The organism is Caulobacter soli (assembly GCF_011045195.1).
Taxonomy (GTDB): Bacteria; Pseudomonadota; Alphaproteobacteria; order Caulobacterales; family Caulobacteraceae; genus Caulobacter; species Caulobacter soli.
Genome location: NZ_CP049199.1, coordinates 2,205,410 through 2,231,304, shown reverse-complemented (window position 1 = coordinate 2,231,304; position 25,895 = coordinate 2,205,410). Strand labels below are relative to the sequence as shown.

19 protein-coding genes and 1 pseudogene are annotated in these 25,895 nt (G+C 68.2%); 8 read left to right on the top strand and 12 right to left on the bottom strand.

The features are described from left to right. Nucleotides 1-3: 3 nt before the first annotated feature. A complete protein-coding gene (locus G3M62_RS10475; protein ID WP_165186803.1) occupies nt 4-819 on the bottom strand; it encodes an alpha/beta hydrolase in 816 nt (271 codons plus the stop codon). Between the two features lie 122 nt (nt 820-941). On the opposite strand from G3M62_RS10475, the gene G3M62_RS10470 reads away from it, so the two are divergent. Then, complete coding sequence (locus G3M62_RS10470) at nt 942-2,297, top strand: Hsp70 family protein (protein ID WP_165186802.1); 1,356 nt, start codon at nt 942-944, stop codon at nt 2,295-2,297. Between the two features lie 156 nt (nt 2,298-2,453). Then, nucleotides 2,454-3,677 carry a glycosyltransferase gene (locus G3M62_RS10465; protein WP_165186800.1) on the top strand — a complete coding sequence of 408 codons (1,224 nt, stop codon included), beginning with the start codon at nt 2,454-2,456 and terminating at the stop codon, nt 3,675-3,677. On the opposite strand, the gene G3M62_RS10460 is transcribed toward G3M62_RS10465, so the two are convergent. The 4 genes from G3M62_RS10460 to G3M62_RS10445 form a co-directional block, all read right to left on the bottom strand. Further along, entirely contained in the window at nt 3,571-4,476 is a 906-nt protein-coding gene (locus tag G3M62_RS10460) for a glucosamine inositolphosphorylceramide transferase family protein (protein ID WP_425483853.1), read from the bottom strand. The genes G3M62_RS10465 and G3M62_RS10460 overlap by 107 nt on opposite strands. A 12-nt stretch (nt 4,477-4,488) precedes the next feature. Continuing rightward, the gene (locus tag G3M62_RS10455) at nt 4,489-5,628 is read right to left on the bottom strand and encodes a heme-binding protein (RefSeq protein ID WP_165186799.1); all 1,140 of its coding nucleotides are present in this window, start codon (nt 5,626-5,628) and stop codon (nt 4,489-4,491) included. Between the two features lie 114 nt (nt 5,629-5,742). Continuing rightward, nucleotides 5,743-8,430, bottom strand: a complete 2,688-nt coding sequence (gene ppdK, locus G3M62_RS10450) for a pyruvate, phosphate dikinase (RefSeq protein ID WP_165186797.1) — start codon at nt 8,428-8,430, stop codon at nt 5,743-5,745. Between the two features lie 292 nt (nt 8,431-8,722). After that, entirely contained in the window at nt 8,723-9,841 is a 1,119-nt protein-coding gene (locus tag G3M62_RS10445) for a carbohydrate porin (RefSeq protein WP_246263549.1), read from the bottom strand. A gap of 250 nt (nt 9,842-10,091) precedes the next feature. Between G3M62_RS10445 and G3M62_RS10440 the strand changes: the two genes are divergently transcribed. Together G3M62_RS10440 and G3M62_RS10435 are read left to right on the top strand one after the other, a co-directional pair. Further along, a complete protein-coding gene (locus tag G3M62_RS10440; RefSeq protein ID WP_165186793.1) occupies nt 10,092-11,903 on the top strand; it encodes a methyl-accepting chemotaxis protein in 1,812 nt (603 codons plus the stop codon). Nucleotides 11,904-12,017: 114 nt separating this feature from the next. Further along, nucleotides 12,018-13,748 carry an ATP-binding protein gene (locus G3M62_RS10435; RefSeq protein WP_165186791.1) on the top strand — a complete coding sequence of 577 codons (1,731 nt, stop codon included), beginning with the start codon at nt 12,018-12,020 and terminating at the stop codon, nt 13,746-13,748. Nucleotides 13,749-13,754: 6 nt separating this feature from the next. Here the strand turns inward: G3M62_RS10435 and glyS are convergent, their stop codons facing one another. From glyS to G3M62_RS10415, 4 genes are all read right to left on the bottom strand, one after another. Then, a complete protein-coding gene (gene glyS, locus G3M62_RS10430) occupies nt 13,755-15,833 on the bottom strand; it encodes a glycine--tRNA ligase subunit beta (protein WP_165186789.1) in 2,079 nt (692 codons plus the stop codon). 5 nt (nt 15,834-15,838) lie between these two features. Continuing rightward, nucleotides 15,839-16,750 carry a glycine--tRNA ligase subunit alpha gene (locus G3M62_RS10425; protein ID WP_165186787.1) on the bottom strand — a complete coding sequence of 304 codons (912 nt, stop codon included), beginning with the start codon at nt 16,748-16,750 and terminating at the stop codon, nt 15,839-15,841. A gap of 86 nt (nt 16,751-16,836) precedes the next feature. After that, a complete protein-coding gene (locus tag G3M62_RS10420) occupies nt 16,837-17,217 on the bottom strand; it encodes a hypothetical protein (protein ID WP_165186785.1) in 381 nt (126 codons plus the stop codon). Between the two features lie 84 nt (nt 17,218-17,301). Beyond that, the gene (locus G3M62_RS10415) at nt 17,302-17,652 is read right to left on the bottom strand and encodes a DMT family protein (RefSeq protein ID WP_165186783.1); all 351 of its coding nucleotides are present in this window, start codon (nt 17,650-17,652) and stop codon (nt 17,302-17,304) included. A 322-nt stretch (nt 17,653-17,974) separates the two neighbouring features. Here G3M62_RS10415 and G3M62_RS10410 point away from each other — a divergent pair, with 322 nt between their 5' ends. From G3M62_RS10410 to G3M62_RS26945, 3 genes and pseudogenes are all read left to right on the top strand, one after another. Continuing rightward, entirely contained in the window at nt 17,975-18,313 is a 339-nt protein-coding gene (locus tag G3M62_RS10410; RefSeq protein ID WP_007665036.1) for a P-II family nitrogen regulator, read from the top strand. A 27-nt stretch (nt 18,314-18,340) separates the two neighbouring features. Further along, nucleotides 18,341-19,873 carry an ammonium transporter gene (locus G3M62_RS10405; protein ID WP_165186781.1) on the top strand — a complete coding sequence of 511 codons (1,533 nt, stop codon included), beginning with the start codon at nt 18,341-18,343 and terminating at the stop codon, nt 19,871-19,873. Nucleotides 19,874-20,283: 410 nt separating this feature from the next. Continuing rightward, nucleotides 20,284-20,357 (top strand): annotated as a pseudogene (locus G3M62_RS26945) (hypothetical protein); the annotation flags it as partial. Nucleotides 20,358-20,462: 105 nt separating this feature from the next. On the opposite strand, the gene G3M62_RS10400 reads toward G3M62_RS26945, so the two are convergent. From G3M62_RS10400 to G3M62_RS10390, 3 genes are all read right to left on the bottom strand, one after another. After that, a complete protein-coding gene (locus tag G3M62_RS10400; RefSeq protein ID WP_165186780.1) occupies nt 20,463-21,344 on the bottom strand; it encodes a 4-(cytidine 5'-diphospho)-2-C-methyl-D-erythritol kinase in 882 nt (293 codons plus the stop codon). 36 nt (nt 21,345-21,380) lie between these two features. Continuing rightward, nucleotides 21,381-23,114, bottom strand: coding sequence for a tetratricopeptide repeat protein (locus tag G3M62_RS10395; RefSeq protein WP_165186778.1), 1,734 nt, complete (start codon nt 23,112-23,114; stop codon nt 21,381-21,383). Nucleotides 23,115-23,214: 100 nt separating this feature from the next. Next, nucleotides 23,215-24,888 (bottom strand): electron transfer flavoprotein-ubiquinone oxidoreductase, encoded by a 1,674-nt coding sequence (locus G3M62_RS10390; RefSeq protein WP_165186776.1) that lies wholly within the window; start codon nt 24,886-24,888, stop codon nt 23,215-23,217. A gap of 163 nt (nt 24,889-25,051) precedes the next feature. Here G3M62_RS10390 and G3M62_RS10385 point away from each other — a divergent pair, with 163 nt between their 5' ends. After that, nucleotides 25,052-25,873, top strand: a complete 822-nt coding sequence (locus G3M62_RS10385; protein WP_165186774.1) for a uracil-DNA glycosylase — start codon at nt 25,052-25,054, stop codon at nt 25,871-25,873. The last annotated feature ends 22 nt before the right edge of the window (nt 25,874-25,895 follow it).

Here is a 25,895-nt window from a genome sequence, read left to right as displayed (position 1 = left end):
GCGTTAACGGGGCGGGAACAGCCAGGGCAGACCAGCCTTGGCGGACGGGTCGTAGATGGTGCTGTGATGTTCCTGGGGCTGGGGATCGTAGCGCCAGACGAGGCCCTTCGGCGGCGCGGCCTTGAGCGCCGCGACCACGCGATCGACGCCCGCCTGCATGGTCGTGCCTTCGTCCCCGATCGACAGATAGAGACGGCGTCCGTTGAACCCGCCCCGGGCCAACAGGTCCGAGGCCCGGCGCGACAGGCTCTGATCGTCCCACCACAGGCTGGGACTGGCGGCCAGATAGGCGTCGAAGGCCCGGGGCTCGCGCAGGAAGGTCTCGACCACGAACAGCCCGGCCAGGGACTCGCCGATCAGCCCGTTCTGGCCGTTGACGCGGTAGCGCGCCTTCACCCACGGCTGGAGTTCGTCGACCAGGAAGCGGCGATAGGCCTCGGAACCGCCGGACTGCGGCAGCAGCTTCAGATCGTCGGCGAAGGTCGCGGGATGGGTAAGGTCGTGCTTGCGGTCGACGCCCTCGATCCCGACCACGATCATCGGGGCCAGCGTCTTGGCGGTCACCATCTGGGCGACAAGGTCGGTGATCTTGGGGAAGTCCTCTTGCACCGTCCCGCCGTCCAGCAGGTAGAGCACCGGGAACCGCCGCCTCGACGTCGCGTAGTCGGGCGGCAGGGCGATATTGACGCGGCGCTGGCCGCCCAGCACGTGGCTGTCGACCATGAAGGTTCCATCCGGCGTCACGGCGCGTGACACGGAAGGGGCGAAGGCGGCGGCGGCCGTGGCGGCCGTGGCGGCGAGGAATCGTCTGCGATGCATGCCCAAGCCTTAGCCATGGAACGCGGATCGCCAAGACCGCTTTGTCGAAAGCGTCTCGCCGCGCTTGACGCCAGCGCCTGGAGGGTTAGGAACCCTGCCCTCCTCCCGCCCAGGCCCTCCCCATGACGTCCGTTCCCCAAACGACGATCGGCCCGACGATCGGCATCGATTTCGGCACGACCAACACCGTGGTCTCGATGACCCACGGCGACGGCCCCGCCACGCTGGTCAAGTTCCCCACGGCCGACGGCGACATCTTCGCCTTCCGCTCGGCGCTGAGCTTCCACGCCGTCATGGGTTCGAACGGCCGACCGAACGAACTGGTGACCGAGGCCGGCCCCTGGGCGATCGAGGCCTATGTCGAGGATCCGCTGGAGACCCGCTTCATCCAGTCGTTCAAGACCTTCGCCGCCAGCGCCGCCTTCACCGAGACCAAGATCCTCAACAAGCGCTACTTGTTCGAGGACTTGCTGTCGGACTTCCTGCTGAAGCTGCAAAGCCATGGCGGCGCGGCCATGGAAACCTTGCCGCCGCGTGTGATCGTCGGGCGACCGGTCACCTTCGCCGGCGGCAATCCTGATGAGGCTCTGGCCCTGTCGCGTTACGAAGCCGGCTTCAAGCGCCTGGGCTTCACCGACATCCGCTATGCCTACGAGCCGGTCGGGGCGGCGTTCTTCTTCGCGCGCCAGCTCAAGCAGGACGCCACCGTGCTGGTCGCCGACTTCGGCGGCGGCACCAGCGACTTCTCGATCGTGCGGTTCGAGCGCGCCCCTTCTGAAAATGGGGACGGCAAGCTGCGCTCGACCGCCCTGGCCCGTTCGGGCGTCGGCGTTGCCGGCGACGCGTTCGACTACCGGATCATCGACCAGTTGGTCTCGCCCGAACTGGGCAAGGGCAGCCTGTACAAGGCCTTCGACAACCGCCTGCCGATCCCGCAGCGCTACTACACCGCCTTCGCCCGCTGGGATCAGCTGGCCCTGCTGCGCGCCTCCAAGGACATGCGCGATATCCGCGCCCTGGAGCGCACGGCCATGGAGCCGGAGAAGATCTCACGCCTGATCGAGGTGCTGGACGACAATCACGGCTACGCCCTCTATCGCGCCGTCTCGGCGCTGAAGGAGGCGCTGTCGAGCCAGGATCAAGCGACGTTCCGCTTCGAGGCCGGTTCGGTGCTGATCGAGAAGCCCGTTCAACGCACCGATTTCGAGGGCTGGATCGCGCCGGAACTGAAGGCCATCGAGACCGCCGTCGACCAGGCGCTGGAGCGTTCCGGCCTCGGCCCCGACGGCGTGGACCGGGTCTTCCTGACCGGCGGCAGCTCGTTCGTGCCCGCCGTGCGCGACATCTTCCTGCGCCGGTTCGGGGCGACCAAGATAGAGAGCGGCGGCGAGTTCGAATCCATCGCCTCGGGCCTGGCCCTGATCGGCCGCGAGGACGACCTGGACCTGTGGAGCGAGAAGGCCAAGCTCCCGGCCTGACGGCGTCGAACGCCCGGCTTTCGAAATATAACAGGCTCGAAACAAATCCCTTCCGGTGCCGCCCGCGCCGCGACGTCTAGCCTTTAGTGGAGCTCGTAAGCCCGCGGTTCGCCCGCGCCCGACGCCCCATCACGTCGATGGTCGGGGGACCGGAAAATGGGCGACAAAGCGCGCACGATCGCGATCGTGCTGCATGACCTGCCTTTGGGCGGGTCGGAGCGGATCGCGGTGCGGCTGGCCAACCGCTGGGCGGCGTCGGGACGCCGGGTCACCCTGTTCTGCGGGACCCGCGAAGGCCCGCTGGCCGACCTCATCCATGCCGATGTCGAGGTGGTCGAGGCCGATCCGCCGATCCCGCGCGGTCGCGGTTCGCGCAAGGCCCTGGGCCAAGCCACGGCGGCCTTCGTCGCCAAGCAGCGCCCCGATATCCTGTTCGTGCCCGGCAATTATCACTGGCCGATCCTGCCGGCGGTGGACGCCCTGCCCGCCGATCAGCGGCCCGGCGTCATCGCCCAGATCGGCACCCCGCTCTATCGCCACGGTCGCGGCGCCCTGGCCCAGATCCCCTACAATCTGAAGACCCGCTATCAGCTGCGTCGCGTCGACCGGGCCATTTCGCTGTCGGACAGCATGACCGATGACGCCAACCGGACGCTGGGACGGCGCATCACCCAGTGCATCCGCTTGCCGGCCCTGAACGACGACGACCACGCCTTCGTCCCGCCGGCTAGCGGCAAGCTGATCCTGGCGGCCGGTCGGCTGGTCAAGGAGAAGGGCTTCGACGTGGCCCTGCGCGCCTTCGCCCTGTTGAATGATCCGGAAGCCGAACTGGTGATCGTCGGCGAAGGCGAGCGGCGAGCCGAGCTCGAAGCGCTGGCGACCGAGTTGGGCGTCGCCGACCGCGTGCGCCTGCCCGGCTATGTTCCCGATATCCGGCCATGGCTGAAGCTCGCCCGGACCTTCTTGCTGACCTCCTGGTACGAAGGCTATGCGGCGGTGATCGTCGAGGCGCTGGGCGCGGGACGGCCGGTGGTCAGCACCGACTGCACGCTGGCGGCTCGCGAACTGCTGAGCGAGGGCTCGAACGGCCGCGTTGCGCCGATCGGCGACGCCGTCGCTCTGGCCGAAAGCCTGCGCCAGGTGCTCGAAGCCCCCGCCCCCGATCCGCGCGTCCTGGCGCGTTCCGTCGCCGACTACCGGATCGGTCCGATCGCCGAGGCCTATCTGCAGGTGTTCGACGCGGTGGTCGCCCAGCGGACGGGCCCCGCGACGATCAAGCCGTTCGCGCCCTTTTCGGGACGCGCCTTGTCCATTCCCGCCGGACGTCGAGCGCCAGCGAGCGTGGCGAGACTTCGAAGCGCTTGGCGTCGATCAGCGTAACCGGTCCGGCGGCCGACAGGGTGTGCAGCCCGTCCGTCAATCGTCCGAAGCTGGGCGGCGGCGGGATCGGTTCGTCAGCCCGGGCCTCGAAACGATCCGGCGTCAGGATGGTGACCCGCAGTGCGCGGATGGCGCCGCCATAGGTCTTGCGGCAATCCTGCATCGGCAGAACGATCGCGCCATCCACGATGATTGGCGTGCCGCCCGGGCGTGAACTGGACCGGTCGAAACGCACCGGATTGCCGACGTGCGGAGTCCAGGGACCGGTGATCTTGTCCGCCCAGGCCACGTGCAGGGCGCTGACCTTCTCGGCCTTGGTCGTGGCCGGCGTGTAGAACAGCCACCACCGCCCGTCGTGGAACACCGGGGTCGCGTCGATGGCCACCTGGTCCAGTTCGATCGTCTGGACCGGCGTCCATTTCGTCGGAAAGTCCTCCGCCCGATACAGGGTCAGCCGCCCCGACTTGTGCGCCTCGGGCAGCATGTAGGTCTCGCCGTCCTCTTCGATGATGAAGGGGTACGACAGGTGCCAGGGCTCCTTGAGCGCAGGCTCGCGGCTCAGCAGGTTCAACGCCGCGTCGAAGGTCAGCACCTCGATGGCGCCGACCCGATCGCGATAGTCGTAGATCTCGGCGAAGACGTAGAGCCGTTCGCCCCGCCAGACGCCCATGGGATCGGCCAGGAAGCGCAGCGGACCGGGATCGGGGATCCAGGTCACCGGATGCTGGGCCAGGGCGCCGGGCTTCAGCAGGTCCGCCATCGGCGCCTGGACCAGGCCGACGCGCCACATGTCCTTCACCAGGCCCAAGGCTCAGCGCACCTTGTCGGCGAACTTGGCCAGGGCCTCGCGAGCGCAGGCGTCGGCGGTCTCGTGGGTGGTGTCGGCCACGGCCAGTCCGCCCACCAGCTTTCCGTCGATATGCAGGGGCACGGAGCCGGCGTGGGGGTTCAGGCGCTCGGGCTCGGCGGCGATCAGGGCGGCGAAGGCGGGGTCGGCCTTCTGGCGCGGCTCCATCACGCTGCCGGGCGCGTCGAACTGCACGGCGGTGGCGGCCTTGCGCGGCGCGGCGATCGGCGGCTTGGGACTGTTGGGAGCCCTCAGCACGACCAGCGGATTGCCCTTGTCGTCGACCACGCTGACGCTGACCGCCGCGCCTTTAGCCGCGCAGGCGTCGACGGCGGCGCGGGCCATGTCGATCGACAGTGGAAGATCGAGCGCGGGCGCGGCGAAGGCGTCGACCGGAACGACCGTCGCGAGGCCCGCCAGGGTCATCGCCAGGGCCGTCACGGCCGCCTTGACCGGACGCACCACCGCGATCAGCCAACCGCCGCCCCAAGGGGTGTTGATCGTCGCCTCGTCCAGCACCGAACCCATTCGCTTGAGGCGATGCCACAGCCGCAGCGGCTTGAGCGCCAGCCACATGGTCAGGCCCACCCCGCCGTCGGGCTTTAGATTGGGCGCGTAGTGGGCCACCAGATCCTCGACCTCGCCCAGGTGCTCTACGCACTCGGAGAACACGATCACGTCAAAGGCTTCATCGCTGCGGAATGTGCGGCCGTCGCCCAGCAGCAGGTCCACCTGCCCCGCCGCGCGCTCGGCCGTCAGGCGCTTCAGACCCTGCTCGATGGCCGGGGCGGAGAAGTCGACGCCGACATAGCGGGCGGGCGCGTGAGGACGGAAGGCTTCGAACAGCACGCCTTCCCCGGCCCCGATCTCGAGCACGCGGGGATTGGGCCAACGATCGGCGATCATGGCGGCCAGCAAGCGGTGATGGTGACGTTGGTCGGACCGGGCCAGGCGGTCATAGACGCCTTCGCGATACTCGCGGTCCCACTTCTCGACGGGGGCGGCGACGATCGGCTTGTCGCGCTTGCGCATGAACAGCTCACCGACCCAGGGGCGGTCGAGCGAGGTCAGTTCGATGAACCGCCGCCAGCGCAGATAGGCCATTCGCTCCCCCACGAAGTATCGTCGATACCCCGATAGGCGCCCTACCCTGGCGTGTCCAGCACCTCTAGGCTGTCACGTCTGGACGAAGCGCGCTTCGTCCAGACGTTCAAGGCCTTAGCCCTTGTTGTTCAGCGCCGCCTGGGCCGCCGCCAGGCGGGCGATCGGCACGCGGTAGGGCGAGCAGGACACGTAGTCCAGGCCAACCCGTTCGCAGAAGTCGATCGAGGCCGGGTCACCGCCGTGCTCGCCGCAGATGCCCAGCTTGACGCCCGGGCGAGCGGCCCGGCCGCGCTCGGCGGCGATGCGGATCAGATCGCCCACGCCGTCCTGGTCGAGGCTGACGAAGGGGTCCTTGTCGAAGATGCCCTTGTCGATATAGGCGCCCAGGAACTTGCCGGCGTCGTCGCGGCTGATGCCGAAGGTCGTCTGGGTCAGGTCGTTGGTGCCGAAGCTGAAGAACTCGGCGTTGGCGGCCAGGTCGCCGGCCCGCAGGGCGGCGCGCGGCAGCTCGACCATGGTGCCGACCGTGTACTGAAGGTCCACGCCCTGCTCTTCCAGCACGGCCTTGGCGGTGCGGTCGGTCAGGTCGCGCAGGTACTTCATCTCCTCGCCCTTGGCGACCAGCGGGTGCATGATCTCGGGGATCGGCGCGGCCTTGCCGGACTTGGCGATGTCGCAGGCGGCCTCGATGATCGCGCGGACCTGCATCTCGTAGATCTCGGGATACGAAACGCCCAGGCGGCAGCCGCGGTGGCCGAGCATGGGGTTGGTCTCGTGCAGCTCCTTGGCTCGCTGCATCAGCTTCTGGGCGTCCAGACCGGTGGCCTTGGCCACGGCGACGACGTCTTCTTCCGTATGCGGCAGGAACTCGTGCAGCGGCGGGTCGAGCAGACGAATGGTGACCGGCAGGCCTTCCATGATCGTGAACAGCTCGACGAAGTCGGCCTTCTGGAACGGCGCGATCTTGGCCAGGGCCGTACGGCGACCAGCTTCGTCATCGGCCAGGATCATCTCGCGCACGGCGGCGATCCGGGTGTCGTCGAAGAACATGTGCTCGGTACGGCACAGGCCGATGCCCTCAGCGCCGAAGCCGCGAGCGGTCTTGGCGTCCAGCGGAGTTTCGGCGTTGGCGCGGACCTTCATGCGGCGCGCCGCGTCGGCCCACTCCATCAGGGTGGCGAAGTCACCGGTCAGCTCGGGCTCGATCATCTTGGGCGAGCCGTTGAGGATCTCGCCGGTCGAGCCGTCGATGGTGATGGTCTCGCCGGCCTTGAAGTCGCGGCCGCGCACCCGGAACAGGGCTTCCTTAGGGAAGATCGCCACGTCGCCAGCGCCCGAAACGCAGGCCCGGCCCATGCCGCGCGCCACGACGGCGGCGTGGCTGGTCATGCCGCCCCGGGCGGTGATGATGCCCCGCGCGGCGTGCATGCCATGGATATCCTCGGGCGAAGTTTCCTCGCGCACCAGGATCACGGCTTCGCCGGCCGCGGCGGCCTTCTCGGCGGCGTCGCTGTCGAACACGATCTTGCCGGTCGCCGCGCCGGGCGAGGCCGGCAGACCCTTGGCGATCAGTTCGCGATGGGCGGTCGGGTCGATGGTCGGGTGCAGCAGTTGGTCCAGCGAGGCGGGCTCGACCCGGCCGATGGCTTCCTCGCGGCTGATGACGCCCTCGGCGGCCATGTCGACGGCGATCTTCAGGGCGGCCTTGGCCGTGCGCTTACCGCTGCGGGTCTGCAGCATGTAGAGCTTGCCCTGCTCGACCGTGAACTCGATGTCCTGCATGTCGCGATAGTGACGCTCCAGCGTCTCGACCACGGTCTTGAACTGCTGGAAGACGGTCGGCATGGCCTCTTCCATCGAGGGGGCCGTATCGCCCATCTCCTCGCGGGCGGCCTTGGTCAGGGACTGGGGCGTGCGAATGCCGGCCACCACGTCCTCGCCCTGAGCGTTGATCAGGAATTCGCCGTAGAGGCGCCCGTCACCGTTCGAGGGGTTGCGGGTGAAGGCCACGCCGGTCGCCGAGGTCTCGCCCATGTTGCCGAACACCATCGACTGGATGTTGACGGCGGTGCCCCAGGCCTCTGGGATGTCGTGCATGCGGCGATAGAACTTGGCCCGGTCGTTCATCCAGCTGGCGAACACCGCGCCGATCGCGCCCCACAGCTGCTCCTGGGCGTCCTGCGGGAAGGGCTTGCCCAGGGCGTCGCGCACGGCGGCCTTGTAGTCCTTGATCACCGCGGCCCAGTCGTCGGCGGTCAGGGCCGTGTCGACGATGACGTCCAGGCGGTCCTTATGGTCGTCGAGGATCTCCTCGAACATGTGGTGCTCCAGGTCGAGCACGACGTTCGAGTACATCTGGATAAAGCGGCGATAGCTGTCGTAGGCGAAGCGACGGTCGCCCGAGAGGATCGCCAGGCCCTCGACGGTCTCGTCGTTCAGGCCCAGGTTCAACACGGTGTCCATCATGCCCGGCATAGAGGCCCGGGCGCCCGAGCGCACCGAGACCAGCAGCGGGTTCTTGACGTCGCCGAAGCTCTTGCCGGTCAGTTGCTCGACGGTCGCCAGGCCGGCGTTGAGCTGATCGGTCAGCTCCGCCGGGTACTGCTTGCCGTTGGCGTAGTAGTGGACGCAGGCTTCGGTGGTCACGGTAAAGCCCGGCGGCACCGGCAGGCCGAGGGACGACATCTCGGCGAGATTGGCGCCCTTGCCCCCCAGCAAGTTCTTCATCTTGGCGTCGCCGTCGGCGCCGCCTCCCCCGAACGAATAGACCCACTGCGTCTTGGTCAGCGTATCAACCGGCATCTCTGGTTCACCCTGCGATAAGTGAAAAAGCCGGCGATCCTCTGACGGAACCGTCCTGGCCTGGGACAATGAGCGTAAACGCCCATCCCGCACTGCAATATCCGGGCGTTCAGTAGCACCTTGTCAAAGAAGCCGTCCACCGACGGTTTGCAGTTCGCAGTCTAAAGCGAAATTTCGGCAAATTCTTCCAATGACAACGATGTCATGATTTAGATTTGCGCGAATACCGAAAGAACGAACATCAACGTGAGTCTCAAAGCTCCACCATGGGCGCAGCGTCCCGGCGATCAATTCAGAACAGGCTGATCGTCATCCGCAGCGCCATCACCACCACGGTTTGGGCGTCCTGGGCGCCGCCGGCCCGACGGATCACCTGCAAGTCGGGCTGCAGGGCGACGCGCGGCGCGACCTTGTCGGAATAGGTCATCTCGACACTGGATTCGGCGTCGGCCGGCGACAGCCCCGCATCCAGGGTGTTGGCGCGTTGCTTGGACGACAGCAGGCCCTGCTCCACCCCGATCGAGAACGCGCTGTCCGGACGCGAGGCGAAGACCTTCTCGACCAGCACCCCGGCCTGCCAGCCCGAACGGAACGGCGTGGTGTCGCCGTCCGAGACGCCCAGGCGAGCAAAGCCGCGCACCGACCGTCCAGCGTCACCGCCGTCGATGAACGGGTATTCGGCCAGCAGATAGCCGCCCCGCGCCTTGCTCAGGGCCGGATCGCCATTGACGTCCAAGTCGCGCACGTCTGCCTGGCGCTTGGTGTAGAACCAGCCGCCGGCGGCCAACCGCCAGCTGTCGCCGATTCCGGCCTCGGCGATCATCAGGGCGCCGTTGTCGAACTTGGTCGACGGTCCGTCCGGATCGCCGACCGTGCCGGCATGGGCGTTCAGCACGGCGGCCTGGAGGTAAGTTCCCTTCCCGCCTTCGATCCGCGCTCGCACCGCCAGGGCCGTGGACGGGAAGATCGACGGACCGTTGGGACCGGTGGAGGCGAACTCCGAGCCGATGCCGAACGGCGGCGCCAGCAGCAGGCCCGAGGCTTCGGTGGAATAGAACTCGCTGTTGAGGTCGTAGAGCCCGGCCAGCACCGAGCCATGACCGTCGGCGAACGCCTGCTTCACCCACAGCTCGTAGAGCCGGCCTCGGGCGCGCCCGACCTCGATGTTGTCGACGCCCTGCAGGGTGCCGGCCAGGTCGTTCGGCGCGCCGCCGGTGTTGTTGAGCAGATAGCCGTGCACCGTCGCGCCGCGCCAGCCGACCAGCTTGTCCAGGTCGCCGTCGACGATCACGTCGAGATTGTCCAAGGCCTTTCCGGCATGGGACGCCCCGCCCTTCACCGTTCCAGCGACGTCCGCCGTATAGGTGACCTCATGCGTCCAGGCGCCTTTCCCGGCCTCGGCTTCCGCCATGGCGGCCGAGCCCGCGCTGACGCCAATTGCGAACGCCGCGCATGAACAGATTGATCTAATCGAAGTCATAGCCCTGCCCCATCAACAGCAGGACAAGTACCGATTGGCCTTGAAGCACCTCTTAAAGTTCTGGAGACGCGGCCTTTTGTCTCAGATAGAGGTTTTGGAACGCCGCCCACGAATGATGAAGTCAACATTAACCTCGCATCGTAAATGATGGGCCGAACGAAATGGGGCTTAGAGGCTGCAAATGCTTCGGACGATCAACCATAAGGTGATGGGCGCGGGCGCTGCCGTCATGGTGCTGTGCACGGCCAGCGCCGGCGCGGGCCTGTGGTCCACGACGCGGCTGGACGGCGCCCTGCGCGACGCCAACGTCTCGGCCGCCGTGCTGCGCAACCACATGGAAGCCGACATGATGCACGACGCCCTGCGCGCCGACGTCCTGTCGAGCCAGCTGGCCGGCGACGCCAGCTCGGGCATCGCCGTGGACGACGTGCGCAAGGACTTGGCCGAGCACACCCAGATCTTCCGCAAGGCGATCGCCGACAACGACACCCTGGCCACCGATCCCGCCAGCCGCGCGGCCCTGGCCGAGATCAAGGCTCCACTCGACACCTACATCAAGTCGGCCGGCCAGATGGTCGACCTGGCCGGCGCCGACCACGCCGCCGCCGTGGCCGCCATGCCGGACTTCATGAAGCAGTTCTCGACCCTGGAAGGCGCGATGAGCGACGCCTCCGACAAGATCGAAGCGGCTTCCACCGCCGCCGCCGCTCGCGCCAAGAGCGTGGCCCTGTTCTCCGAAATTCTGATGACCATCGCCGTGCTGGCGGGCGTGGTCTTCGCCGGCATCCTGATCGTCATCTCTCGCGCCGCCATCGTGCGTCCCGTGCTGACCCTGGCCGGCGACATGCGTCGCCTGGCCGCCGGCCAGAACGACATCACCGTCTCGGGCGCGGGCCGCGCCGACGAGATCGGCGAGATGGCCAAGAGCGTCGAGGTGTTCCGCCAGTCGGGCCTCGAGCGCGCCCGGCTGGAGGCGCAGGCCGCCGGCTTCCAGCAGGAGCTGGACCGCAAGCTGCGCGACATGGAGGCCGCCTTCGAGGTCGCCGGCCGCGAACAGAAGGCCGTCGTCGACGTGATGGCCAAGGGCCTGTCCAGCCTGGCCGGCGGAGATCTCTCCACCCGCATCGCCGCCCAGGTCGCCAGTGACTACGCCGCCCTGAAGAACGACTTCAACGCCGCGGCGGCCGGGCTGGAGGACGCCATCCGCACGATCTCCGGCGTCGCCTCGCAGATCGGCTCGGGCACCCAGGAAATCGCCCAGGCCTCCAACGATCTGTCGCGCCGCACCGAGCAACAGGCCGCCAGCCTGGAAGAGACCGCCGCCGCCCTGGACGAGATCGCCGCCACCGTGCGCCAGACCGCCGACGGCGCCACCCGCGCCACCACGGAAGTGGCCTCGGCCCGCACCGACGCCGAGCGCTCGGGCCAGGTCGTCGGCCAGGCCGTCGCCGCCATGGGCGCCATCGAGGACTCCTCGCGCCAGATCACCCAGATCATCGGCGTCATCGACGAGATCGCCTTCCAGACCAACCTGCTGGCCCTGAACGCTGGCGTCGAGGCCGCCCGCGCCGGCGACGCCGGCCGAGGTTTCGCGGTCGTCGCCCAGGAAGTGCGGGCGCTGGCCCAACGCTCGGCCGAGGCGGCCAAGGAGATCAAGACCCTGATCTCGACCTCGTCGCAGCAGGTGGGCGCCGGCGTCGACCTGGTCGGCCAGACCGGCGAGGCGCTGAACCGCATCGTCGGCCGAGTGGCGGCCATCGACGACCTGGTGCGCCAGATCAGCTCGTCCAGCCAGGAACAGGCTTCGGGCCTGGCCGAGGTCAACACCGCCGTCAATCACATGGATCAGGTGGTTCAGCAGAACGCCGCCATGGTCGAACAGGCCACCGCCGCCACCCATTCGCTGAAGGGCGAGACGGCGCAGCTGGTCTCGCTGGTCGGTCGGTTCAAGACCGGCGGCGGCGAGCGTCCGGCGATGCGAATGGCGAGCTGAGGGGCTTTCGCGACGCTGTTCCAAGCTCCACCTTGATGCGATTCCTTCGCAATTTAATTTGACCTGACGTCCCAGCCATGACTGAACGCGTTCGTTCAATCGGGGGAGCATGGCGTGGCGTACAGGTCCAAATGGCTGGATGACGGCATGGACACCGTCACCGTGACCTCCCTGCCGACCCTGGGCCTCCGCCTGGTCGCGTCCCTCTTCTGCGTGGTGCTGTCGGGCTTCTCCCTGGGATGGGGCGTGACCCTACCCTGGACGGCGGCCCTGATCGTCGCCGAGGTCTCCACCTGGCTCACCGCCACCCCGCAGCGCCAAGGCCTGCGCCCGACGCCGCGTCAGCGCCTGCTCTATTTCCTGGCCGTGGTGTGGACAAACCTCGTCTGGTGGGCGTTCGTGCTGATGCTGTGGTTCCCCGGCACGCCCGGCCTGCGCGTCGCGGCCATCTGCCTGCTGGCCGCCCAGATGGCCCACGGTCAGGCCTTCGCCGCCCGCTCGAAGGTGATGCTGTTCATGATCTGCGGCGGACCGTCGGTCCTGCTGATCGTGCTCTGCAGTTTCTTCGCCGGCTTCAGGGGCCAGGAGCAGATCTTCGTCGCCCTGGGCGCGGTGATGTCGGCCGCCTACACCCTGCGCGCCGGCCTGGCCAACCGCCGGCAGTCCGAGGCGCTGGAGGCTTCCCGCGCCGAGGCCGTGGCGGCCAACCAGGCCAAGACCTCGTTCCTGGCCCTGATGAGCCATGAACTGCGTACGCCGATGACCGGAGTGCTGGGCATGGCCCGCGCCCTGGAAATGGAACAGCTGTCGCCCCGCCAGACACAGCAGGTGCGGATTCTGCGCCGCTCGGGCGAAGGCCTGCTGACCCTGCTCAACGACATCCTCGACGTCTCCAAGATCGAGGCCGGCAAGCTGGACCTGGAAAGCACGCCGTTCGACCTGGCCGCCAAGGTCGAGCATATCCGCGACCACTGGAGCCAGGCGGCCGAGGCCAAGGGCCTGGTGCTGACCTGCGCCTTGGAGCCCGCCGGCCCGACCTGGCTGCTGGGCGACCCGACCCGGCTGCGCCAGATCATGATGAACCTGGTCTCCAACGCCCTGAAGTTCACCGAGGCGGGCGAAGTGGCGCTGGTCGTGACCGTGCGCGACGAGGCCGACGGCCTGGCGCGACTCGAGATCGCCGTCAGCGACACCGGTATCGGCATGACGCCGGAGGCCCAGGCGCGGCTGTTCGAAGCCTTCGCCCAGGCCGACGCCACGGTCGCCCGGCGGTTCGGCGGCACGGGCCTGGGCCTGTCGATCAGCCGCAACCTGGCGCGGATGATGGGCGGCGAGATCGGCGTGGTCAGCCGCGCCGGCCAGGGCTCGACCTTCACCGTTGACCTGAGTCTGCCCCGCTGCCCGGCCAAGCTGGTCCAGCAAGATGAGGCCGAGACCGTCGATCTGAGCGGCTATCGCGTGCTGATCGTCGACGACAACGCCACCAACCGCATCGTCGGCCAGACGCTGCTGGAGGCGTTCGGCTGCGCGGTGGCCACCGCCGAGGACGGTTTCGACGCCCTGGCCCGCCTGCGGATCGAGCGGTTCGACGCGGTGCTGATGGACATCCACATGCCGCGCATGGACGGCCCGGCCGCCCTGGCGGCGATCCGGGCGGGCGAGGCCGGTGATCGCGCGATCCCGGTGGTCGCACTGACCGCCGACGCCATGCCGGCGACCATCGAGGCCCTCGTTCGCCAGGGCTTCGACGGCGTCCAGGCCAAGCCGATCGTGCCCGAAGGCCTGGTGGCGGTGCTGGCGGGACTGCGGGTCGCGTCCAGTTCGGACGCGACCGCGCAGGCCTGAGCCCCCCTACCCGCCGATCAGCGAGAAGTCGGCGACCTGGCCCATGGCGTCGCGAACGGCGGCCAGGGTCTTCAGGCGGTTGTCGCGCTCGGCGGCGACTTCCGAATTGACGAACACGCCGTCCAGGAAGGCGTCGACCGGGCCGCGCAGGCCGGCCAGTTCCTGCATGGCGGCGGTGAAGTCTTCCGCCTCCAAGGCCGAGGCCAGCGGCTTTTCGATCATCCGCAGGGCGTCGTGCAGTTGCACTTCCGGGGCCGAGGCGTCGGGCAGGATCTCGCGACCGCCCTCGGCTTTCCAGCCCTTCTTCTCCTCGGCCTTGAGGATGTTGGAGGCGCGCTTGTAGCCGGCGAGCAGGTTCTTGCCGTCGTCGGTCTTCAGGAACCCGTCCAGCGCCTCGACCCGGGCGACGAGATCATCAAGGAAAAACTCGGTGGTGCTGACCATGGCAAAGGCAGCGGAAATCACGTCGTGCTTTTTGCCCTCGTCGCGCAGCAGTACGGAAAGGCGATCCTCCAAGAATACCATCAGCGCATTGATGTTGTCGGAGACCGCGAGGTAGCCAGCACCAAGCAGGCGCTGGGCATGCTCAACTGCTAAGAGGCGGATATTGACCTTGTCCTTTGCGCCAAGGATCGTCCGGATCACCCCCAACGCCGCCCGCCGCAGCGCATAGGGATCCTTCGACCCCGTCGGCTTCTCGTCGATCGCGAAGAACCCAACCAGCGTGTCCAGCTTGTCCGCCAGCGCCACGGCCACGCTCAGCGGCACGGTCGGGACGGCGTCGGAGGGGCCCTGCGGCTTATAGTGGTCGCGGATGGCGTCGGCGATCTCGGGGTCCAGGCCGGCGGCGCGGGCGTAGTAGCCGCCCATCAGGCCCTGCAACTCGGGGAACTCGCCGACCATCTGCGAGGCGAGGTCCGCCTTGGCCAGGCGCGCGGCTTCCTTGGCCTTGGCGACATCGGCGCCGACCAGCGGCGCGATCTCGCCGGCCAGGGCGACGATGCGCTCGACCCGCTCGGCCATGGTGCCCAGCTTGGCGTGGAAGGTCACGCCGTTCAGCTTCTCAAGCCACGGCGCGAAGCCGACCTTGACGTCCTCGTCCCAGAAGAACCGGGCGTCAGACAGGCGCGACGACAGCACCTTGGCGTTGCCCTCGGCGATCACCTTGCCGCCGTCGGCCGATTGCACGTTGGCGATGGTGATGAAGTGCGGGGCCAGGCCGCCCGTCGCCGGGTCACGGACCGCGAAATACTTCTGGTGGGTGCGCATCGAGGTGCGGATCACTTCACCGGGCAAGTCCAGGAACGCCGGGTCCATGTCGCCCAGCACCGGGGTCGGCCATTCGGCCAGGCCGGCGACTTCTTCCAGCAGGCCGATGTCCTCGACCAGTTCCAGATTGCGCGCGAAGCACAGGGTCTTGCAGCCTTCGAGGATGCGCGCCTTGCGCTCCTCGACGTCCAGCACGACGAAGTGGTCGAGCAGACCCTTGGCGTATTCGTCGAAGTCGCGAACCTTGAACGGCTGGCCGCCCCAACCGAAGCCCACGCGCATGAAGCGGTGGCCCTCGGTGGTGTCGCCGCTCTCGACGCCCTCGATGGCGAACGGCACGACCTCGCGGTCGAAGACACAGAGGATGCGCTTCAGCGGTCGCACCCAGCGCAGCTTGCCGCTGCCCCAGGTCATCGATTTCGGCCAGGCGAAGCCGCGCACGATGGCTTCCACCATCTCGGCGACGATCTCGGTGGTCGGGCGGCCGGTCTTCTCGATGAAGGCCATCCAGACGCCGTCGCGCTCGACCAGCTGGTCCTGGGTCAGGCCGGCCTTGCGCAGGAAGCCTTCCATGGCTTGCGGAGGGGCGCCGACGCGCGGCCCCTTCAGCTCTTCCTTACGGTCGGCCTGGGCGATAGGCAGGCCCTCGACCACCAGGGTCAGGCGGCGCGGACCCGCGAAGGTCTTCAGGGCCTCGGGCAGGAAGCCGGCGGCGGCCAGGTGGTCGCGCGCCATGCGCTCCAGGTCGCGCGCGGCGCCGGCCTGCATGCGGGCGGGAATTTCTTCGGAGAACAGTTCGACAAGCAGTTGGGGCATCTGACTTACGCGGCTTCCTGCTGCTTCACCCACTCCGACGCGCACATCTTACAGAGGTCGCGGATGCGGCCGATGTAGGAGGCGCGCTCGGCGACGGCGATCGCGCCGCGGGCGTTCATCAGGTTGAAAAGGTGGCTGGCCTTGAGGACCATGTCGTAGGCGGGCAGCACCAGGGCCTTGCCCTGGTAGGAGCGCGCCAGCATCAGCGGCACCTGGCGCTCCATGTCCTCGAACTGGCCCTTCAGCACGGCCACGTCATAGCCGTGGAAGTTGGCTTCCGACTGCTGGCGCTCGTTCTCCAGGAACACGTCGCCATAGGTCAGGTGGCCCAGCGGCGCGTCGGGGTCGTTGAACGGCAGGTCATAGACGTTGTCGACGCCGAACACGTACATGGCCAGGCGTTCCAGGCCGTAGGTCAGCTCGCCGGCCACCGGCGAGACGTCCAGGCCGCCCACCTGCTGGAAGTAGGTGTACTGGCTGACTTCCATGCCGTCGCACCAGACTTCCCAGCCCAGGCCCCAGGCGCCGACGGTGGGGTTTTCCCAGTCGTCCTCGACGAAGCGGATGTCGTGGGTACGCAGGTCCAGACCGATCGCCTCCAGCGAACCCAGGTACAGGTCCTGCATGTTCGGCGGGTTCGGCTTCAAGATCACCTGGTACTGATAATAGTGCTGCAGGCGGTTGGGGTTCTCGCCATAGCGGCCATCACCGGGACGGCGCGAGGGCTGGACGTAGGCCGCGTTCCAGGGCTTGGGACCCAGCGCGCGCAGGACGGTGGCCGGGTGCAGCGTGCCCGCCCCCACCTCGACGTCGTGCGGCTGCAGGATCACGCAGCCCTGGGCGCTCCAATAGTCATGGAGCGTCAGGATCAGACTCTGGAAAGACTTTGGTTTAGCTGGGGGTTTTTCAGCGGGCATGGCGGTCCGAACAGGGCCAGAAAAAAGTCGGCGGACCATAGGGCCCGCCGACTGGTGCTTCAAGCGTGTTGGGACCGCTGAAAGGCTTAGTTGCCCTTGGCGGCCGTGTGTTTGCCGGCGTTCGACAGCGGCTTGCCGTAGAGCTTGCGGTTTTCCGGGGTGTCGGCGACCGGCGGGTTGGAGGTCACGTTCGGATCGCCGGCCTTCAGCGTGGCCTGCTGCTCGGCCGGCATCGACGAGACGCGGCCGGCGGTGTCGGTCGCCGCGCCCGTCGGGGCCATGGTCGACTCGGTCGTGGTGGTGGTCGTCGTGGTCGTGGCCGTCGGGTCGGCTGGCATGGTCTGATCGGCCGGAGCGGCGGCGGTCGGATCCGGGTTCACCGCGCCTTGCGGGGCGGTCGACTGGGCCATGGCCGCGCCGGACATCAGCGCCAGGGCGGCGGCGGCGGTAGCGATACGCACAAACATGGGGCTGATCCTTGTTGAGAAATCCAGCCACAACAGCGTTCAAACCTTGGAGTCCGTTGCGCGGCTCACGGGTTCGTGAACGCGTTACTTGAAGAACATCACGATCGCCACGCCCGCCAGGATGAAGCCGAAGCCCACCAGCGTCTTCCAGCTGATCGCCTCGCCCAGGTAGAACACCGAGAACAGCGTGAAGACGATCAGGGTGATCGCCTCCTGGCCGGTCTTCAGCTGAGCGGTCGAGTAGACATTGTGGCCCAGACGGTTGGCGGGCACGGCCAGCATGTATTCGGGCAAGGCGATCAGCCAGCTGGTGAAGATGGCGACCAGCATCGTCGTCGTGCGATTCTTCAGGTGACCGTACCAGGCGAAGGTCATGAAGACGTTCGAGGCGATCAGCAGGCCCCAGGGCGCGATCTTGAACCAGATGGAAGACATGGACGGCGAGGACTCCAAATCGCGACGCGCGAGCCGGCGATTGTATGCGGTTCGCGACAAGCTGGGCCAGCCCACCTCCCCGCACCGCGAAACGCCGCCTTTCCGAGCGAGTTCGGCCACCGGCGCCTAAATTCTGGGCGCCGCATCCCTTTCGTTTCCAAATCCCAACCACGCGACAGCCATGTCGGAAGCGCGACCGATAGCGTGAACCGCGCCGGGGAAACGATGTGGGCTTAGCGGTCCGCGTCGCGGTGCGAGTGAGCAACCGCTCTAAAACCAATTCAAGGGGAGCCCGCTCAGTCGGCGGGTCGGAGCAAGGCGGATGAAACTGATCATAGCGATCGTCAAACCCTTCAAGCTCGACGAGGTCCGCGAGGCGCTCGTCGCCGCGGGCGTCGAAGGCCTGACGGTGTCCGAGGTCAAGGGTTACGGCCGTCAGAAGGGCCAGACCGAAATCTATCGCGGCGCGGAATACCAAGTGAACTTCGTGCCGAAAGTGAAGCTGGAAGCCGTGGTCGACGATGCGTCGGCCGCCAAGGCGGTCGAAGCGGTCAAGGCCGCCGCGGCCACGGGCAAGATCGGCGACGGCAAGATCTTCGTCCTCAATGTCGAGGAAGCCGTTCGCATCCGGACCGGCGAAACCGGCCCGGCCGCTTTGTAATTCGTCGGGGAAAAGGGGATACCAACGATGAAACTGCACTTTAAACCGCTGGCCGGGCTCGTGCTCGCCGCGACGCTGGCGGGGGCCCCGCTGGGCGCCGTCGCCTTCGCTCAGGACACGGCCGCGCCGGCCGCCGCCGCGCCCGCCGAGGCCGCGCCGGCTCCCGCCGCGCCCGCCGCCGCCGCTCCGGCTCCCGCCGCCGCCGCGCCCGCCGCCATCGTCGACAAGAACGACAAGGGCGACAACGCCTGGATGCTCGTTTCGACCGTCCTGGTCCTGCTGATGATCCTGCCGGGCCTGGCCCTGTTCTACGGCGGCCTGGTCCGCTCCAAGAACATGCTGTCGGTCATGATGCAGGTCTCGACCGTCGCCATCATCGGCTTCGTCGCCTGGGTGCTGTGGGGCTACAGCTTCGCCTTCACCGACGGCGGCAGCTGGGACAGCTGGGTGGGCGGCCTGAGCAGGCTGTTCCTCAAGGACGTGACCCCGGCCAGCAACGTCGCGACGTTCTCGACCGGCGTGGTGATCCCCGAGTTCACCTTCATCTCGTTCCAGGCGACCTTCGCCGCGATCACCGCCGCCCTCGTGGTCGGTTCGCTGGTCGAGCGCATGAAGTTCGCCGCCATCGTCGCCTTCGCGGTGCTGTGGCCCCTGCTCTCCTACTACCCGATGGCCCACATGGTCTGGTGGTGGCCGGGTCCGGACGCCATCGCTCAAGCCCCGACCGCCGCGATCAAGGCCGGTAAGATCTGGAGCTTCGGCGCCCTCGACTTCGCCGGCGGCACCGTGGTGCACATCAACGCCGGTATCGCCGCCCTGGTCGGCGCCCTGATCCTGGGCAAGCGCCAAGGCTACGGCAAGGAGCCGATGCCGCCGCACTCGCTGACCCTGACCCTGGTGGGCGCTGGCCTGCTGTGGGTGGGCTGGTTCGGCTTCAACGCCGGTTCCAACCTGGAATCGAACGGCTACGCCTCGCTGGCGATGATCAACACCTTCGTCGCCACCGCCGCCGCCGGTCTGTCCTGGATCGTGGTGGAATGGGTCACCAAGAAGAAGCCGTCGGCCCTGGGCCTGGCTTCGGGCGTCGTCGCCGGTCTCGTGGCCGTCACCCCGGCCGCCGGTTTCGCCGGCCCGATGGGTTCGGTCATCCTGGGTCTGGTCGTCTCGCCGATCTGCATCTTCTTCTGCTCGGTCGTGAAGAACGCGCTGAAGTACGATGACAGCCTGGACGCCTTCGGCATCCACGGCATCGGCGGCATGGTCGGCGCCATCGGCACCGGCCTGCTGGTCAACCCCGCCTGGGGCGGCGCCGGCATCGTCGACTACACCACCTGCGCCAAGGACGGCGACATCTCGACCTGCGACAGCGCGGTCTACAACCTGGGCACCCAGGTTCTGGCCCAGGTCAAGGCCGTCGGCCTGACCATCATCTGGTCGGCCATCGCCTCGGCCATCGTCTTCTTCGTGATCAAGCTGGTCATCGGCCTGAAGGCTTCGCCGGAAGCCGAAGAAGAAGGTCTGGACATCTCCGAACACGGCGAACGCGCCTACCACAGCTAAGGCTGAGGTTCGCGAGAACCAAAGGAAGGGCCCGGAAGCTTCGGCTTCCGGGCCTTTTCTTTTGCGGTCATGGCGCATCGACCTCACGCGGTCCGCCGCTGAGCTGGTGGAAAGGGTCGCGGAGCGCCGGACGACGTCCGGACTTTGAAAAAAGAATACCGTTTCGACGAAGCCCGATCGCTCCGCGCCATCGTTATCCGGAAGCCCGCGACGCTGAGCCCTGTTAGGGCCTCGCCGCCTTGAAGCCTCCGACGGGCGGGCTGGATCAACGAACCCCAGTCCCGGACCGCGAGCCTGTCACCGCTCGCCTGTTGTTCCGCCGACCCTCACGTCACGTCGTATCTGTGTTCCAGGCCCGACCGGCACCAGAGACGCAAGGTTTGGTCCTCCGAAAAGAACCGCCGACAGAGCTTCCCGCTCGATCGCCCCCCGCCGCCGCATCGGTCGCTGGCCATGCGCCCTTTCCCTGCGTCGAGGTGGGTAAAGGATACGGGCGGTTTGGAAGGTGAGGATAAGATCGGGCCGAGAAAGTTCAGGGCGTTGAAATTGCTGAACTTCAGTCTCTATACGCCGAGGATAGGACGCCCCCCTAGAACGGCCCGCCCAGGCGGCAGCGCTTCACCCACCAGCCGGGCCGCATCCGTTCCAGGCGCTCGGCCAGGCCCTCGGCCTCGATGTCGCCGGCGCAGAGGGCGAAGCAGGTGGCGCCGGAGCCGGACATCCGGCCCAGCAGGGTCTCCGGCTCGCCCGCCAGCAGGTCCAGCACCTGGCCGATGCGCGGCTCCAGGGCCACGGCCGGGGCCTGCAGGTCGTTGCGGGTGAAGCCGTCCAGCCAGGCGCAGACCTCCTCGATACTTTCCAGACCGTCCAATATCGGCGGCGGCGTCTCGCCCTCGGGGGCGACGGCCGCGTCATAGGCGCGATAGACCGCGCCGGTCGGCGACGGGACCAGCGGATTGACCAGCACGGCGTGCAGCTCCGGCAAGGCCGGCGCGGGCGACAGGCGCTCTCCCCGCCCCTGCGCCATCACCGGCGCGCCCCACAGGCAGGCCGCGCCGTCGGCGCCCAGGCTCCCGGCCACGGCTTCCAAGTCCGCGTCGGACAGGTCGGGCGCCAGGGCCTCGCGCAGCAACCGCAGGGCCGCGCCCGCGTCGCTGGACCCCCCGCCCAGGCCGGCGGCGATCGGCAGGGCCTTGTCGAGGATCAGCCGGAACGACGGCAGCGGTCCGCCCAGGCGGATCCGCAGGGCGTTGGCGGCCCGCACCACCAGATTGCCGTCGTCCAGCGGGATCTCGCCCCCGAACCGCCCCGTCGCCTCGAAGCTGGGCGCATCGGCCGCCTGCAGACTGACCCGGTCGCCGACGTCGGCGAACAGCATCAGGCTGGAGATCGGGTGATAGCCCTGCGCGTCGGGTCCGCCGACGTGCAGGAACAGGTTGACCTTGGCCGGGGCGAAGGCGTCGAGGCGCATGGCTGACCCTTGGAGGGTGAAAGGAACGGGGAAGCCCTACCCCGCCTTGGCCACCGAGGTCGAGACCGCCGGGCCGTTCGGGCCCAGGCCGTCCTTCAGCTTGGCCTCGGCCTCGGCCTTCTGCTTGGCGTCCGGCTCCAGGCTCAGCACCCGCTGCCACTGATAGCGGGCCTCGACCTGCCGGCCGATCCGCCAGTAGGCGTCGCCCAGGTGGCCGTTGACGTCCGGGTCGCCCGGCTCCAGCTCGACGGCCTGCTCCAGCTTGGCCACGGCGGTCTTGTAGTCGCCCTGGCGGTAGTAGCCCCAGCCCAGCGAGTCGAGCATGGCGCCCGACTGCGGCCGGGCGGTGACCGCCTTCTGGACCATGGCGATGGCCTCGGGCAGGTGCACCCCCCGATCGATCCACGAATAGCCGAGATAGTTCAGCAGGTCGGGCTCGTCCGGGCTGAGCTTGACCGCCGTCAGCAGGTCGCGCTCGGCGTCGTCCCAGCGACCGGCCCGCTCCAGGGCGATGCCGCGCATGTAGAGCAGCCGCCAGTCGGGCGTGTCGCCCTCGCCGGCGATCAGCGGATCCAGGACCGCGGCCGACTCGGCCCAGCGCTCGTTGGACCGCAGCAGGTCGGCATAGGTGATCTGGGCGTCGCGGTCCTTGGGGGCAGCGGCGGCCGACTGCTGGGCCAGGACGACGGCCTTCTGCTTGTCGCCGCCGTTCTGATAGCTCCAGGCCAGCTTGGACTGGGCCGCCACGTAGCGCGACGAGGTCGACGGCACCTTGGCGTAGGCGTCGCGGGCCCCGGCGTTGTCGTCGTCCTGGGCCAGCAGGTCGCCGACCAGCAGCCAGGCGTCGTCGCGCTTGGGGTCCAGCCGCAGGGCCAGGCGCAGATAGGCCAGGCCGAACTGGCTCTGGCGTTCGCTGGCGAAGCTGGCGGCGCAGGCGACCAGCACGTGGGCCGCGCCCTGCTTGTCGGTGGCCATGGCCGGGGCGGGACCGCGCGCGGCGGCCCGCGCCCGCGCCTGCCGCAGGCCCTGGTCGTCGGGATCGCGGGCCAGGGCGGCGTCGTACAGCGCCACGGCGTCGGCCTGGCGCTTGCGACGCTCCAGGAACGCGCCGTAGTCCTCGACGAACAGCCCCCGGGCGTTCTCGATCGCCATCAACGCCTTGTAGTCGGTCTCGGCCTCGTCATAGCGCTTGGCGCGCTCGTAGAGCCGCGCCTGGCTCAGCTGGCCGAAGAACTGCACGAACCGGTCGCCCTGCAGCTCGGGACGCACCACCGCGTCGTCCTTGTCGCCGGCGGCGGAGGCCAGCCACGGGGCCAGCAGCACGGCGGCCGGACGATGGGGGAAGCCCAGCGTCTCGGTCTTCAGCAGGGCCTGGGCGTCGCGCGCCTTGCCCTCGGCCAGCAGCTCGGTCACGCGGGTCAGCACGCCCAGCCGGCGCACCTGCTCGTTGGAATCGGCGCCGCGCGGGGCGATGGCGGCGGCGCGGGTCACGTCGCCGGCCAGCAGGGCGGCGGTGAAGGAGCGGTCGGCCAGGACGCCCGGATCCTCGTCCAGCTGGCGCGCCTCGTCGAAATAGGTCGAGGCCTGGGCGTTGGAACCGTTCAGCAGCGCCGCCTGGCCGGCCAGGAACTGGCCATAGGCCGAGCGGCTGGAGCCCCAGGCCGATCCCATGGTGAGTTGGCCGCGCAGATCGGGGCCGGGCGCGGTGGCGGCGCAGGCGGTCAGGGTCGAGGCCGAAAGCAGGGCGAGAAGCAGCTTGATACGCGTCATGTCCGCACCCTCATCGGTTTCCGGGCGCGCCGCAAGAAAAAGGCGCGGCCCGAGAGTTCGGACCACGCCTACGCTTTCATCAGGGCCTTTCGAAGGCCTGCTACATGTTCGGATAGTTCGGCCCGCCGCCGCCCTCGGGCGTGGTCCAGACAATGTTCTGCGACGGATCCTTGATGTCGCAGGTTTTGCAGTGGACGCAGTTCTGGGCGTTGATCTGGAAGCGCGGATCAGTCCCCTGCTCGTTATAGAGCACCTCGTAGACGCCGGCCGGGCAGTAGAGCCGCGCCGGTTCGCCGTACTTGGGCAGGTTCACCGCGATCGGGATCGACGGATCCTTCAGCGTCAGGTGGGCCGGCTGGTCTTCCTCGTGGTTGGTGGCCGAGATGAACACCGACGAGAGCTTGTCGAAGCTGATCACGCCGTCGGGCTTGGGATAGACCAGCGGCTTGAAGTCCTTGGCCAGGCCCGTCGAGGCCGCGTCGGTCTTCTCGTGCTGCAGCGTGCCGAGGAACGAGAAGCCGCCGGTCAGGTGGGTGACCCACATGTCGAACATGCCGACGGCCCCGCCCAGGAAGGTGCCCAGCTTGCCCAGCAGCGGCTTGGCGTTGCGGACGACCTTCAGCTCCTTGGCCACCCACGACTTGTCGTAGAGGTCCTGGTAGGCGACCAGTTCGTCGCTGGCCCGGCCCGCGCCCAGGGCCTCGAAAGCCGCCTCGGCCGCCATCATGCCGGACTTGACGGCGTTGTGGCTGCCCTTGATGCGCGGCACGTTGACCAGGCCGGCCGAACAGCCGATCAGCACGCCGCCCGGGAAGGTCAGCTTGGGCACCGACTGATAGCCGCCCTCGGTGATCGCCCGCGCGCCGTAGGCGATGCGCTTACCGCCCTCCAGGTGCGGCTTGACCGCGGGATGGTGCTTGAAGCGCTGGAACTCGTCGAACGGCGACAGCCAGGGGTTCTTGTAGTTCAGGTGCACCACGTAGCCGATGGACACGTAGTTGTCCCCGAAGTGGTACATGAAGCTGCCGCCGCCGGTCTTGTCGTCCAGCGGCCAGCCGGTGGTGTGCTCGACCAGGCCCGGCTGGTGCTTCTCGGGCGGCACCTGCCACAGTTCCTTGATGCCGATGCCGAACTTCTGCGGCGACTTGCCGGCCGACAGGTCGAACTTGGCGATCAGTTGCTTGGCCAGCGAGCCGCGCACGCCCTCGGCGATGAACACGTACTTGCCGTGCAGCTCCATGCCGGGATTGTAGTCGGGCTTGTGGTGGCCGTCCTTGGCGATGCCGACCACGCCGACCACGACGCCCTTGACCGAACCGTCGTCGTTCCAGACCAGGTCCGAGGCCGCGAAGCCCGGATAGATCTCCACGCCCAGCTCCTCGGCCTGGGTCGCCAGCCAGCGCGAGACATTGCCCAGCGAGGCGATGTAGCAGCCGTGATTGTGCATGAACGGCGGCATGGCGAACATCGGCAGCAGCATGTCGCCCTGCGGACCCAGCAGCCGGAAGCGGTCGGTCTTGACCGGGGTTTCCAGGGGCGCGCCGCGTTCCTTCCAGTCGGGGAACAGCTCGCTCAGGCCCTTGGGATCGATCACCGCGCCCGACAGGATGTGGGCGCCGACTTCCGAGCCCTTTTCCAGCACGGCCACCGAGACTTCCGTCCCGGCCTCGGCCGCCAGTTGCTTGAGCCGGATGGCGGCCGAAAGGCCCGCCGGTCCGCCGCCAACGATGACGACGTCGTATTCCATCGACTCGCGTTCGAGCTCTTCGCTCATTGGGACTCTCCCGCCCGGGCGCACGCTGCCCGCGTTCTTGCTGTTTGAGTCGCAGCTTATCGTGAGGTGACGCACCGGTGGTCAAGAATAAACGGTCGTTTATTGCTGCGCTGCAGCGATGGGTGACCGTGGCGAGCGTCGAAAGTTCGTACTAAGAGAAGGCATGGACCTGGCCCTCGACCCGCGCGCCGTGGAAAGCCTGCTCGCCTTCTGGGGCGATGCGGGCGTCGAGGCCTCGTACGCGGACGATCCCATCGACCGCCTGGCCGAGGGCGCGGCGATGCTGCGGGCCCGCAAGGAGCCCCCCGCCCCGGTCGCCCTGGCGCCGGTCGCGACGCCGGCCTTCGGACGCGGTCCCGACCTGGGCGCCGCGGTCGCCGAGGCCAGGGTCCTGGCCGCCGCCTGCGCCGACCTGCCCGCCCTGGCCGCCGCCATCGCCGCCTTCGACGGTTGCCCGCTGAAGACGCAAGGCGCCCGTCAGGCCGTGGTCTCGCGCGGCCCGGCCGACGCGCCGCTGATGATCATCGGCGAGGCTCCCGGGGCCGACGAAGACCTGCAGGGCGCGCCGTTTGTCGGCCGCGCCGGCCAACTTCTCGATCGCATGCTCAAGGCCGCCGGCGTGCTGGACCGCGCCTTCGTCACCAACACCGTGTTCTGGCGCCCGCCGGGCAATCGCACGCCCACCCCGCAGGAACAGGCGACCTGCGCGCCGTTCCTCGAGCGGGCCATTCAGCTGGTCCAGCCCAAGATGCTGCTGCTGGTCGGCGGCGCCTCGGCCAAGAGCCTGCTGAAGCGCGAGGAAGGCATTTTGTCGCTGCGCGGACGGTGGTTCGAATGGACCGCCAGCGACGGTCAAACCGAGCTGCCCGCCTTGCCCACCTTGCATCCGGCGTTCCTGCTGCGTCAGCCCGCGGCCAAGAAGAAGGCCTGGGCCGACATGCTTATGCTCAGCGAGAGGCTTGATCGGCCGGAGCGTCCACACTAGAGATTCGCTCGACCAGTTGGAC

What these genes read in the sequence shown, in the direction of transcription:
- G3M62_RS10440 (WP_165186793.1), top strand. Translation starts at nt 10,092, where the DNA reads ATGCTTCGGACGATCAACCATAAGGTGATGGGCGCGGGCGCTGCCGTC.
- G3M62_RS10420 (WP_165186785.1), bottom strand. Translation starts at nt 17,217, where the DNA reads ATGTTTGTGCGTATCGCTACCGCCGCCGCCGCCCTGGCGCTGATGTCC.
- G3M62_RS10385 (WP_165186774.1), top strand. Translation starts at nt 25,052, where the DNA reads ATGGACCTGGCCCTCGACCCGCGCGCCGTGGAAAGCCTGCTCGCCTTC.
- G3M62_RS10415 (WP_165186783.1), bottom strand. Translation starts at nt 17,652, where the DNA reads ATGTCTTCCATCTGGTTCAAGATCGCGCCCTGGGGCCTGCTGATCGCC.
- G3M62_RS10395 (WP_165186778.1), bottom strand. Translation starts at nt 23,114, where the DNA reads ATGACGCGTATCAAGCTGCTTCTCGCCCTGCTTTCGGCCTCGACCCTG.
- G3M62_RS10405 (WP_165186781.1), top strand. Translation starts at nt 18,341, where the DNA reads ATGAAACTGCACTTTAAACCGCTGGCCGGGCTCGTGCTCGCCGCGACG.
- G3M62_RS10425 (WP_165186787.1), bottom strand. Translation starts at nt 16,750, where the DNA reads ATGCCCGCTGAAAAACCCCCAGCTAAACCAAAGTCTTTCCAGAGTCTG.
- glyS (WP_165186789.1), bottom strand. Translation starts at nt 15,833, where the DNA reads ATGCCCCAACTGCTTGTCGAACTGTTCTCCGAAGAAATTCCCGCCCGC.
- G3M62_RS10400 (WP_165186780.1), bottom strand. Translation starts at nt 21,344, where the DNA reads ATGCGCCTCGACGCCTTCGCCCCGGCCAAGGTCAACCTGTTCCTGCAC.
- G3M62_RS10445 (WP_246263549.1), bottom strand. Translation starts at nt 9,841, where the DNA reads ATGGCGGAAGCCGAGGCCGGGAAAGGCGCCTGGACGCATGAGGTCACC.
- G3M62_RS10475 (WP_165186803.1), bottom strand. Translation starts at nt 819, where the DNA reads ATGCATCGCAGACGATTCCTCGCCGCCACGGCCGCCACGGCCGCCGCC.
- G3M62_RS10465 (WP_165186800.1), top strand. Translation starts at nt 2,454, where the DNA reads ATGGGCGACAAAGCGCGCACGATCGCGATCGTGCTGCATGACCTGCCT.
- G3M62_RS10455 (WP_165186799.1), bottom strand. Translation starts at nt 5,628, where the DNA reads ATGGCCTATCTGCGCTGGCGGCGGTTCATCGAACTGACCTCGCTCGAC.
- G3M62_RS10390 (WP_165186776.1), bottom strand. Translation starts at nt 24,888, where the DNA reads ATGAGCGAAGAGCTCGAACGCGAGTCGATGGAATACGACGTCGTCATC.
- ppdK (WP_165186797.1), bottom strand. Translation starts at nt 8,430, where the DNA reads ATGCCGGTTGATACGCTGACCAAGACGCAGTGGGTCTATTCGTTCGGG.
- G3M62_RS10410 (WP_007665036.1), top strand. Translation starts at nt 17,975, where the DNA reads ATGAAACTGATCATAGCGATCGTCAAACCCTTCAAGCTCGACGAGGTC.
- G3M62_RS10470 (WP_165186802.1), top strand. Translation starts at nt 942, where the DNA reads ATGACGTCCGTTCCCCAAACGACGATCGGCCCGACGATCGGCATCGAT.